General features: G+C 48.9%; 11 protein-coding genes. 7 read left to right on the plus strand and 4 right to left on the minus strand.

Translation table 11 applies throughout. The features are described from left to right. From SGI97_11405 to SGI97_11435, 7 genes are all read left to right on the plus strand, one after another. Positions 1-324, plus strand: a 324-nt coding sequence (locus SGI97_11405; GenBank protein ID MDZ4724486.1) for a hypothetical protein, incomplete at its 5' end; no start/stop codon positions are given. Positions 325-1,056: 732 nt separating this feature from the next. After that, entirely contained in the window at positions 1,057-1,515 is a 459-nt protein-coding gene (locus SGI97_11410) for a hypothetical protein (protein ID MDZ4724487.1), read from the plus strand. A gap of 112 nt (positions 1,516-1,627) precedes the next feature. Then, on the plus strand, positions 1,628-2,608 hold the full coding sequence (locus SGI97_11415; protein MDZ4724488.1) for a hypothetical protein: 981 nt from the start codon (positions 1,628-1,630) through the stop codon (positions 2,606-2,608). Positions 2,609-2,717: 109 nt separating this feature from the next. Continuing rightward, complete coding sequence (locus tag SGI97_11420) at positions 2,718-3,410, plus strand: head GIN domain-containing protein (protein MDZ4724489.1); 693 nt, start codon at positions 2,718-2,720, stop codon at positions 3,408-3,410. Positions 3,411-3,728: 318 nt separating this feature from the next. Next, entirely contained in the window at positions 3,729-4,091 is a 363-nt protein-coding gene (locus SGI97_11425; GenBank protein MDZ4724490.1) for a DUF721 domain-containing protein, read from the plus strand. Next, complete coding sequence (gyrB, locus tag SGI97_11430) at positions 4,081-6,030, plus strand: DNA topoisomerase (ATP-hydrolyzing) subunit B (GenBank protein ID MDZ4724491.1); 1,950 nt, start codon at positions 4,081-4,083, stop codon at positions 6,028-6,030. Before SGI97_11425 ends, gyrB begins: the two co-directional genes overlap by 11 nt. An 89-nt stretch (positions 6,031-6,119) precedes the next feature. Then, complete coding sequence (locus SGI97_11435) at positions 6,120-6,713, plus strand: tetratricopeptide repeat protein (protein ID MDZ4724492.1); 594 nt, start codon at positions 6,120-6,122, stop codon at positions 6,711-6,713. 316 nt (positions 6,714-7,029) lie between these two features. Here the strand turns inward: SGI97_11435 and SGI97_11440 are convergent, their stop codons facing one another. The 4 genes from SGI97_11440 to SGI97_11455 all read right to left on the minus strand — a co-directional run bounded on the left by SGI97_11440 (position 7,030) and on the right by SGI97_11455 (position 11,390). After that, on the minus strand, positions 7,030-9,246 hold the full coding sequence (locus SGI97_11440; GenBank protein ID MDZ4724493.1) for a heavy metal translocating P-type ATPase: 2,217 nt from the start codon (positions 9,244-9,246) through the stop codon (positions 7,030-7,032). A 64-nt stretch (positions 9,247-9,310) separates the two neighbouring features. Continuing rightward, positions 9,311-9,976 (minus strand): sigma-70 family RNA polymerase sigma factor, encoded by a 666-nt coding sequence (locus SGI97_11445; GenBank protein MDZ4724494.1) that lies wholly within the window; start codon positions 9,974-9,976, stop codon positions 9,311-9,313. 226 nt (positions 9,977-10,202) lie between these two features. Next, positions 10,203-11,105 carry a M23 family metallopeptidase gene (locus SGI97_11450; GenBank protein MDZ4724495.1) on the minus strand — a complete coding sequence of 301 codons (903 nt, stop codon included), beginning with the start codon at positions 11,103-11,105 and terminating at the stop codon, positions 10,203-10,205. Positions 11,106-11,231: 126 nt separating this feature from the next. Continuing rightward, positions 11,232-11,390, minus strand: coding sequence for a hypothetical protein (locus SGI97_11455; protein MDZ4724496.1), 159 nt, complete (start codon positions 11,388-11,390; stop codon positions 11,232-11,234). Positions 11,391-12,061 lie beyond the last annotated feature (671 nt).

A 12,061-nucleotide genomic window follows, 5' to 3' on the forward strand; every position in this document is an offset into this window, starting at 1 on the left:
GAAACGATGCAGCAGATAAGCCTTTGGATTGAACAGGCTGCTGTTACATTTGGAACATACAGTATATATATCATAACCGCCAAAGACCAGATTCTGGCTGAATTTGGAACTCCGGGGTTGGTCGCGGCAGTTATCGCGCTTGGGGCTCTTGCCATAATGTTAATCATTCGACTTGTAAAGCTTGCCTTTGCGGCAGTCATCTATCTCGTGCTGCCGTCATTTGCATTGGCTTTTTTGGCAACACTTGTTCTGCCATATCCTTTCAGCGCAGTGCTTCCGGTAACGGTAACCGCCTGCTCGCTGTTTCTTGTATTCAAGAGTTAAGGTAAGCACTCTCACAATATAAGTCTTCCGCGCTTCCTCTCCTCGATTCACGCTGAATATCTTACTGGTCCGCCGAGGCGGAGTATCCAGTATTCTCCTTTATCTCGCGTATTGAAAATCCGCTCACTTTTTATATTCTCTTCAGAAGAGAGTTAGCGCACAGGGCTTTCAAGTCCGCCGTGGCGGGACGTACACCAACCACTGTAATTTAAATATCTGGATTTCGGCCTGCGCCGGAATGACATTTATGGGGGTATGCTGGCAGTGTCGGGCGACCCTGCTCCTTTTCATAGACTCACAGTTATTGTCACCCCAGCGCCTGTCCGCCGCGGCGGGAAAGCTGGGGGGTCCATCTTCTTTTTATACCAGTACCCCACTGATTTCGTCGCGACGGTGTGATAGAGGTGCAGGCCAGAGATTTTCGAATCCGCCAATGGAGGACGGCCTGCACGAACAATTCGGGTACCTTATTTCGCCGTCGACAATGGCGCCTTTCTTCCCAGAAGAAAATGGCTGGTTCGAAGACGGACCGTCCCTACTCATTGAAATAAACCCTGAATCTCCACCTATACCCTATCGCCTCCAACCAATATAATCTCACAAAAACAACAAGGCCCTCAGGCCTGCAAATCGAGTCAATCTATTGTCTACAAGTCGGTTAGCTGTCTCTTTCTAATCCGGCAAATTCCTTGCAATTGTTCTTATCAGAACCCAAGCAAAGGATAAACAGGTATGAATGAGAACAAGATTTGTGTGAGTTGTCAAAAGCAGTTGATTCATTCTCAAGGCATTTGGTTATGCTCAACATGCAACACGTCAGACATTCTGGGGCTGCGACAAACCTTTGAAATTGATCTCAGTGATGATTCCGATGAGTTTATCTTCATCGAATGCCCCGGCGCGACACTATATGATCCCGAGACTATGAATATCACTGAGGGTGTGAAATTCCTCGACGAAAATGATCCATGCAAAGGGCACAAAATAATTGGCCAGCCTGTTTTTGCCCCGACTCATACAAAAAAGCGGCGGATTAAACGCGAGGCCTTGGGGAAAATCCGCCGATGCCAAGGCTGTCAGGATTACACTGTGAGAATGCGGCGTCCTGAAGGGCCTGATTTTTTCATCCCATCATCGAAATTCCCGAACCGGACAAAGCTCAAGACAGTAGTGGCAAGTCATCGCTCATAGAATCTTAACGGCGCATAAATCTTGAATAGCCCAAGCCGAGCTTTGATCATGAGCGGTGGCGCATCGCGATAATTTCCTTGCTCCATATCGCCAAATATCGGTTACTATAAACATGAAGATTCGCAAAGTTCTCCTATCTGTGCTCCTCGTCGGCGGAGTGGCGGCTCTTCTTATTATTCTTGACTACATGCCTAAACCGGCAAATACTTTTTTCTGGCGGACACTCTTTGATGGCGGCCATGCTCCGCTTTTCGGGGTAATGTCTGTTCTTGTCTTGTTCCTCTCAACACTTGTCATACGTGGACAAAATGCCGTTCGCCTCTGGCATTATGCCGCAGCTTTTGGAATCCCAACATTTATCGGGATCGTTGTCGAAGTCCTGCAAATAAACTCCCGCCGCGATGCCGATCCCTGGGATGCGGTGACAAATATGATCGGCTCTCTCGCTTTTCTCATTTATTTTGCGACAATTGATACGAACTGGCCGGATCGTCTTGGAAAAATTATCAGCCGGTTTAAACTCTCGCTGCGGCTTATCGCGCTTCTGCTCATGGCCATCCCGCTTGTGCCGCCGCTTTTGTGGGCGGTCGCGACACTTCAGCGCAACAGCGAATTTCCGGTGCTGCTCACATTCGAAAAGGGATGGGAGGAGAAATATCTCGAAGCGACATACGCGACTATTCAGTATGTCGAACCGCCGAGCGAGTGGGTTAACAACCAAAGCGAACAGGCCGGATTGATATTTTTTGATACAACCAAATGGGGATACCCATCGCTTGCATTGCGCGAGCCATTTCCTGACTGGCGAGGATATGATTCGCTGGCCTTTGTTCTCTATTCACCGCATAAGCAGAATAAGAAGGTCTATATCCGTGTCAATGACCGAAGGCACAATGAGGCATATTCAGACCGCTACAATGAATCTCTGACAGTTCGTCCCGGCGAAAACCGGTTTGCTATACCCATATCGAGAATCGAGTCCGCCCCTGCAGGCCGGTCGATGAATCTCGGGCTAATTCGTGAACTGAAACTATTTATAGACTCAAAAAACGCCCCGTTTGAGTTGTATGTCGATGATATAGAACTTAGGTAACCAGCAGCAGCCCTCCGTAACTTCATTTTTTCTCGTTGAAACTTTGTACCACGCTATCCGTAGTGAGTGCTATAATAAAACATTTACGAAAATTATTCGGAGGTCAGAAATGAAAAAAGCGCTATCGTTAATCATATTAGCAGGGCTGATGATTTCTTTGTCTGTCGGTTCGGTTACCGGCTGGCAGAAGTCCCGCACAGTCAATATTTGGGGGGAAAATCATAAAGTCGGTTCAGGTGAGATAGTTAGCAAGACGTTTGATCTCGAACCGTTTACAGTGATTGAATCGGATGCTGCAATTAATATCACAATTGTGGTTGGAGGAAGTCAGACGGTCAGTCTTTCTTTCGATGACAATCTCATCAACAATCTTGAGCTCGAAGTTCACAATGGCATTCTTGAGATTTCAGGCCGCGGGTCGTACTCCGCCGAGAAGAGCGGAGAACTCGTTATAACTATGCCCAAACTTGAGGAGATCGACACACGCGGATCGGGCAGTATTGAAATTGCCGAGTTCAAAGGCGGACGTTTCTTCTTTCATAACTCCGGCTCCGGAAATTTCCGCGCAAGTGGGACAGTCGATGAACTGGATATTGATTTGGACGGTTCAGGAAACATTGACACCCGTGAACTTATAGCGAAAGAAGTCACAGTCAGCCTCGACGGCTCAGGGAATATCAGGGTCTTCGCGCAGGATAGTTTTGACGGCTCGCTCAATGGTAGCGGAAACATCTATTATTATGGCAACCCGTCCAACCACACAGAAGAACGTCAAGGCAGCGGGGAGATTAGACGAAGGTAGCGGGAGATTTTTTGGCTCATTTTACCGATGATTTTTCTCCAATGTCATTCCCGCAAAAACGGGAAGTCAGATATTTGTTCTTCGTGCGGGACATGCCTGTCGCTCGCTATGTCAGCTAACGGTCTCGACTCACATTACCCAATAAAACCCCACCCGGTGGATGGGCTACAAAGAAATAACGATGAGAATCTTTATCCATCAAAACAAATTTGTCCATCCAATTTTTCCAGGTAAAAACTACTTTTAAGTTTTTACTTTTCAACAACTTACATTCTCGTATTCCCTTGCTATCCCATATAAAAATAGTTATCTTTTCAGGTGTCAAAACAGAGAGAGAATCAGCCATTTTCAAGCGATAGATCGCATCGTCCGGCAAGGCCAATTTCAGGCATTGTCGATGAAGTTATCTCATCGCTCGGACTCACAAAAAGCTACAACGGCTGGCTCGTTGTGTCCAATTGGCGCGAAATAGTAGGCGGACAAATCGCCAAAAAAGCGCCTGCTATACGATTTACCGACGGCGTAATTTATGTCGCTGTACAAGACTCCGCATGGAGACAAACTTTGCATCTTCAACTCGAAGATATTCTCAAAACTATCCGCAGTCATCCCTGCGGTCGGGGCGTTCAGAAAGTGATATTAGTCTCCGGAGAGAAAGGAAAATTATCCGATGACAATTGATTTAGACGATAAGGCCAAAGCAAAGAAAAAAGAAAAGAAAGACGGAGAAGGGGCGTATGACGCCTCGTCTATTCAGGTCCTCAAAGGACTTGAGGCAGTACGCCATCGCCCGGCGATGTACATTGGCGATATCGGACAGCGCGGACTTCATCATCTCGTCTACGAAGTCGTGGACAACTCAGTTGATGAAGCGCTCGCAGGATACTGCGATACGGTCACAGTCGAAATCGGGACCGATAACTCAATCACCGTAACCGACAATGGCCGTGGCATCCCGGTCGAAATGCATCCCGAGGAAAAAATCTCGGCCCTCCAGATAGTGATGACAGTGCTCCATGCCGGCGGCAAATTCTCCCATGACAGCTACAAAGTATCCGGCGGTCTCCACGGTGTCGGTGTGTCGGTTGTCAACGCCCTCTCCGAATGGTGCTGGGTCGAGGTCAGCCGAGATGGAGCGATTTATCGCCAGGAGTACGACAGAGGCGAACCGCGTAAACCCGTGGCAAAAACCGGCACCAGTCAAAAAAATGGGACCAAAACAAGCTTCTTCCCCGATGGCAACATCTTCACCAAAGTAGATTTCAAAACCGATATTATTGCCGCGCGGCTTCGCGAACTGGCATTCCTCAATTCCGGCTTGACCTTAATCCTGATAGATCATCGCACCGAGAAGGAGCAGAAGTTCTTCTACAAAGGGGGGCTGGCCTCATTTGTGGAATACCTCAACGAAAACAAGACCAAGCTTCATCCCAAACCAATTCATTTTAAAAAGAGCAAAGATGACGTTGAAGTCGAGCTTGCCATCCAATACAACGACAGCTATTCCGAGTCGGTACATTCGTATGTGAATAATATTAACACAATCGAAGGCGGCACACACCTCACCGGATTCCGAACTGCCCTCACCCGAAGTATCAACAACTACGCGGTCAAATTCAAAATGCTCAAAAAAGAGAACTTTACCTTCATCGGCGATGACAGCCGCGAAGGGCTTACCGCCGTTCTCTCTGTAAAAGTGCGCGACCCTCAGTTTGAAGGACAGACTAAGACCAAACTCGGTAACTCAGAAGTCAAAGGCGCCGTCGAGTCAATAACAAATGAATATCTCGGCGCATTTTTTGAAGAGAATCCCGCGGTAGCCAGAAAGATTGTCGATAAAATGGTCACCGCCGCATCGGCGCGCGAAGCCGCACGCAAAGCTAAAGAGCTCACCCGCCGCAAAACGGCTCTTGATTCTGCCGCGCTTCCCGGCAAACTTGCCGACTGTAGTAACACCAATCCCGAAGACAGCGAAATCTATATTGTCGAGGGAGATTCTGCAGGCGGTTCAGCCAAACAGGGACGTGACCGTCGCTCACAGGCTATCTTGCCGCTCAAAGGAAAAATTCTCAATGTCGAGAAAGCCCGTATCGATAAGATTCTTGGCAATGAAGAAGTGCGCACACTCATCACCGCCATCGGATGCGGTATCGCAGAAGATTTCGATCCTGAAAAAGCCCGGTATCACAAGATCATTATCATGACCGATGCGGACATCGATGGCTCGCATATCCGCACCCTTATTCTGACCTTTTTCTTCCGCTATATGCGAAGTCTTATTGATCTTGGCCGGATTTATATTGCTCAGCCGCCGCTCTATCGTCTCCGGCATGGCAAAAGCGAAGTCTATGCCTATTCCGATGACGAGCGCGACCGCGTATTGAAAACCCTTCCGAATACCGGAGTGACCATCCAGCGTTACAAAGGGCTCGGTGAAATGAATCCCGAACAGCTCTGGCGGACTACAATGGATCCAGAAACTCGGACTTTGTTGCAGGTCACGCTTGATGACGCCGCAGGCGCGGATCATATATTCACGACGCTCATGGGTAGCGAGATTGAGCCGCGAAGGTTGTTCATTCAGCAAAATGCCCAGTACGTTCGCAATCTTGATGTATAATTGAATTGATTAAAAGTCCCGGGGAGAGAATCTTCGGGATCTTTTGTTCTATTATATCATATCAACTGTTAGCTGGAGAAGAGTTCGCTATGTCATTGCATCGTCTAATTCGTCGCATTCAACCGCTCGTGACTGCCCTGCTCTTCCTATTACTTGCAGTGTCGGCATTTGCCATTGGTTCAGGTGAGAAGTCCCCAAAGGAGGAAGCCGAGGACAACGACAAGAAAGCCCTGAGTGAATACAACGATGGTGTGAAGCATATGAACAAGGCCAAAGAAGCCGCACAAAAAGGGGATTCGGCCTTTGCTTTCAATTACCGCGCGACCTCCGATGCAAAAGCGAGAAAAGAATTCGAGAAGGCAATTGAGAACTTCACAAAATCAATCGGACTGAATCCAAACATGCCCGAAGCTCATAACAACCTCGGTTACTGTTATCGGAAAGTAGACAAACTTGCCGAATCTCTCGCAGCGTATGATACCGCAATCAGACTAAAGCCCGATTTCGCCCAAGCGCGGGAATATCGCGCTGAGACGTATCTTGCAATGGGCGAGATTGACAAAGCCATGGCGGAACTTGCCTATTTAACTAATCTCAAAAGTCCATATGCAGATTCACTCTCGCAGTCGATTGACCTGTATAAATTGCAACACGTCGAATCTAAAATGAAAAGCGAAAAATAGGATTATCTATTTTACGATACCTGAGTAGGGGGAGTCAGTCTTCAAACCCGCAAATTTTGTGACCATAAGGTCATCCGCCGAGCCACGGCGGAATGGGGACACGGTTAATTGTTCCGTCGGGTCTTGCTCACTCCGAGGAGACAAGGAGTGAGTGTGACCTGACGGTCACACGATGCAGGGCGGGGACACCCCGCACGAAGTGGGGTTGCCCGAATTGACGTCTTTTTGTGGCTGGCGTACGTCCCACCAACGGCGGACTCGAGATCCTCGTGCGCCAGTAATTCTTTTTCCTCTTCCCCCTTTGGAGAAAGCAGAATCACGTATTCATCTTTGGCGTAAGCTCCACGGTATTTATCCGTAGGGAATTTGTCACCACGAAGACCGATGAGAGGCTCATCGCAAGTGCGGCCACAACCGGCGATAATGTCAGGCCGAGCGACGAATAAAAAACACCGGCCGCCAGCGGAATAGCCAGAATATTATAGAAAAACGCCCAGAAAAGATTTTGTCGGATAATCTTCATACTAAAATCGGCCAGTTCAAACATCCGTGAGATCGCAATCAGTTCAGAACGAATAATAACCACATCCGCGGTCTGCTTGGCAACATCGGTGCCGCTTCCCATAGCAATTCCGACAGTGGCCGCGGCAAGCGCGGGTGAGTCATTGATACCGTCTCCGACCATAGCAACTTTGAGCCCGGATTTCTGAAGCGACTCAATCGCTAACTGTTTGTCCGAAGGCGACAACTCGGCTTCGAATTGGGACACCCCAAGCGAATGCGCAACTCCTGCGACAGTTTTGCGGTTATCACCGGACATTATTATTGGTCTGAGTCGTTTGCGAATGGACGATATCAATTCCCGCGCGTCATTACGCAGTTGATCCGAGAGCGAAAAAAGTCCGATAACTTCACTGTCGAGCGCGACAAAGATAACAGTCCTTCCCTTGGCCATCTCCTGCTCGGCGAATTCAATCGAAACGTCAAACTTGATTCGCTCAGATTCCATAAATAAGCGGCTTCCGATGATGACTTTCCTGTCATCCAAAAATCCCACCACACCATACCCCGGCTTCGTTTCGGCGCGCTGAATATTGCGCAGTTCTATTGTCTGATCTTTTGCGTACAAGACGATACTTCTGGCCAATGGATGCTCGGATCGGTTTTCAAGCGAGGCCGCGATTGAGATGAACTCCCGAAGCGGGAAACTGCCGAATGTTTTGCACAGGACAACCTCATGACGGGACTGAGTGAGTGTGCCGGTCTTGTCGATGGCAAGGATATCAATTGACGCGAGCTTTTCAAGAACGTCGCCTCCTCTCAGAATAATCCCCTCACGCGCGGCCCTTCCTGAGGCCGCAAGAATCGCTGTCGGTGTGGCTAAACCGAGAGCGCAGGGACATGCGACAATCAGAATGGCGATGACCGACCGAATGAGCATCGGACTTTCCGGAGCAATCAGATACCATGCAAGCCAGGTTAGTGCGGCCAACCCAAGAACTATCGGGACAAACACTCCGGCTACTTTATCTACCAGCCTTTGAATGGGAGCCTTGGCTGATTGCGCCTCTGATACCGTTCGTATTATCGTGGATAGAAAACTATGCTCGGCCCCTGCGGTGACTCTCATCGCAAACGGGATATTGCCGTTGTGGGAACCGCCTATCACCGGATCAGTTAGCCGCTTATCCACAGGCACTGATTCTCCGGTTATCATCGATTCATCGACAACCGGATTTCCATCTGTGATAACGCCATCGGCAGCTATACGCTCCCCCGGCTTTATCAGAAGTATCATTCCGGGTTGCGCCGCCGAAGAATCAATCTCTATTTCCACCCCATTAATGACGGCTGTAGTGGTTGACGGACGAAGATTCATCAACGCTCTGAGTGAATCACCCGCTCTTCCTTTTGCCCGCGCTTCGAGATAGCGCCCAAGCAAAATCAATGTCACGATCATTGCTGCCGTTTCAAAATATAGATCAGCGTGGCCATGGCCGTCGGATGTGAGCGCCGAGTAGAGACTCCAGCCGAAAGCTGTCAGGGTTCCGATGGCTATCAGCGTGTTCATATTTGAGCGAAGATGCTTTGTCTGCAATAGGGCATCGAAGAGAATAGAGCGGCCGGCATAAAAGAGAATGATACCGGCAAGCGCCGCTTGTATGAATACATCAATGGCGGGCGAAAATGCGGTCGCGTTGTTTCCATTTATCATGGGAAACATCGCCAGTGACATGAGTGGGAATGTCAGCAGAGCAGCAAGCATGAATTGTCTTTTTGCGGAGGCAAGCTCTTCCTCGTTGACCTTGAATATATCAAGCTTACCCGGCTGGGCGGTGTAACCGAGTGATTTTATGATATCGATTATCTGGCCCTGATTGGTTGCCTGTTCTTCAAAACGAACCGTGGCCGAACCAAGCGCCAAATTGACCTGGACGCGTTCCACGCCCGGAAGCGCTTCCACACCCTTTTCGATGCTGCTGACACAACTGGCGCAGTGCATTCCTTCAACGCGCAATGTAACTTCACTCATAAGACAACCTCTCTCCGTGAAGATACAAACATGCCAAGAGAAAGAAAGTTCAAATGTTGAAAGCTTAGAACTGATAGAGGGCGGTCGGAGACGAATTGGCGTGAGATTTTCGCAGTTCGTGCATGAGCCGTTGTTTCGCCTTCAGCAGACACCAGCGAACTGTTGTCACCGGAAGTCCAACTATTCGGGCGACATCGGAAACCCGACAGCCTTCGACAAAGCGCAGTGTGAACATCTTCAGCTGAGGCTCATCGAGTGATTTGATGGCCTGGGACATAAATTTCTGCAGTTGAACGCGGCTGTAGGCATATTCGGGATTTGTAACTGTGCTGACCAAATCGTTGTTATGACTTTCAAGCGATTCATGGCGGTGCCGTTTTTGTCGTCGGACATAATCAATCGCGGCGTTGAATGTTATCCGGTAGAGCCATGTGGAAAAACGCTTTGAGGTATCATAACGCGAAATATTCTGCGAGATTTTGACATAGACCATCTGGACTATATCTGATGCCTCGTCGTTGTCCCTGACAAGTTTATATGCGAGCGCCCTTACGTTTGGGCTATGAAGTTTGATTAGCCGGGTAAAAGCGGTCGTGTCCCCGCTCTTTATTTCGACAATGAGGCGTTTTGTCACCTGCTCGTCGATATCGATAACCTTCTTTGGTAATAACGACAGCTCGCCTTCCACCGGAAGGTGTTTTGATAAGAATGTCTGTGACCGCAGGCTCATATCCGCTTTGTCTCCCACCCGTATTATGCGCGGCTAATTGTATTCTGCTGGATTTGATGTAAATAATAATACCCTATGACGCAATAATATGCAAGGAATATTTGCAGGCTGTGTGAGTTTATGGCTGAGCTGCTGTGCTAAATGCGAAGGCAGATTCCGAATAACCGCGCTTGTCCAGAATTAAAACAAAGCGAGAGAACTACTTAGGGGAGTGTGGGATATAAACTTAGGGTCTGTCGAGAATATAGTCAGCCGGATTCACCGTATGTCCGTCTTTCCACACTTCGTAGTGAAGATGCGAACCGGTTGAACGTCCGGTCGAGCCCATAAGCCCGATGAGGTCACCGCGATGCACAAGTTGGCCATATTTGACTTTGGATGCCGAGAGATGACCATACCGTGTCGAAAGTCCGTCACCGTGATCAATAACTACGAATATACCCAGATCGCTCACTCTGCCGACTTCTACTATGTGGCCACCGGCCGGGGCATGTACATATGTGCCGATTGTGCCGGCGATATCCACGCCGCGGTGCATCTGGCGAGTTCCGGTAAATGGATCAAATTTCATCCCATAGCCGCGTGAGAACCAGCCCCGTGTGGGGTTTATGCATGGAGTCCGGTCCAATGAGCTTTTAAGGTCCTGCATTTTGGTTTCAACTTCACTAAATCTCTCAAGTTCAAAGCTCGACAGGCGAAGCAGGCGATCCACAACCGATTCGCTGCCGTAGGCGCCTATTGCGGCCTCGGATATGATTGTTTTTTCGAGATCGTCTGGCCCTCCCACACCGAGAAAGCGCTCTTCCACATCAATTTCAGGAAGTTGGAAGAGTGAACGGAGTGCGATTTCCTTCTGGACAAGTTCCTGGAAGCGGGTGTCGACTTCGGAAAGCTTCTCCTGGATTTCCCCAAATTTCGCAGAAAGATGATTGTTTTCGGCTTGAAGGGTGGCAAGCTCGGCTTGGTCAACCCGGGTATTTACATAAGCAGAGCTAAAGTAAAGCGCCGCAGAGAGTACCAGTCCGAAAAAAATGATGGAAATATAAAGCACAGCGGCTGAGACACTTACCTGACGTGAAATACCGTTGCTATCGGGAATGAAAATAAAAGTCAGTCGTTTTTTAAACATGTACACCCAGTTCTTTTCTAAGCGATTAGAGCCGCCCTGCACAGTTAACGGTAACACCGCGGCATCGAACCCAAGTCTTGAAAGTATACCCTCGAACTTTGGCTGTCAAGTTTTAATTAGCGAGAGTTATTTCACGACATAACAATCGCGTCTCAGTATCTTATTGACTACCTCGATTAGTTTGTTCGATTCCAAAGACTGGAGGCTATAGAGATGCCAGTAAGTCTTCTTTGTCAGCGTATCGCCTTTCTTCTTCTTTCCGGCCATAACCGAGGGTCCTTTCATTTGACTCCCGAGATCGGATAATCGGCTTGGGCCTACTATATGATATCGGGCAGTGTAGGAAAATCTCAATACTATTAAGAGGGAAAAGGCATAATCCATGCCCGAAGCCGCAATTCGTAGGAGAAAGGACTAATATTTATAGGTCGTTTGAGAGCAAGGACTTAGTTATTTATCCACAGGCGACGTTTGCATTCTAATTCACATAAAGTGAAGTGATTGGAAGGATGTAAAAGGGTTCGATGGTACATTATAAGGCAGTTGCGCAACAGATGAGCGACTGGTCGGTACACGCCTCGGGGGTGTTGGCTTCGGTGTGCACCGCCCTGACTTGAAAATGCCTCTGGCCTTGGATGCTTCCCTTGTTTAGCATCATTACCGTCGTGTCAGTCCGCCCCGCCTGACTGTCTCGACGTGTCGGGCATCCGCCACGGCGGACTGGCGTCTTAATCATCGGTGCGCGACAGAGACGTCCCGCACGAAGATTGATGTGCCGTCAGTCCTAAGTAGGTCAAGATCCTTGTGATCCTGACTTCTTCTCTGTGCTGTCTGGCGCCCCTGCCAGGGGATGGTATCCCCCGCCTGACAGTTTAATCATAGTGTCGGGCAGGGATAACTGCCCCGTCGGGGTCGCCCGACACCACTTCATACTGGGTTCCCGCGTCCGCGGGAAA

The sequence above is a fragment of the Candidatus Zixiibacteriota bacterium genome, from assembly GCA_034439475.1.
GTDB lineage: Bacteria > Zixibacteria > MSB-5A5 > GN15 > FEB-12 > JAWXAN01.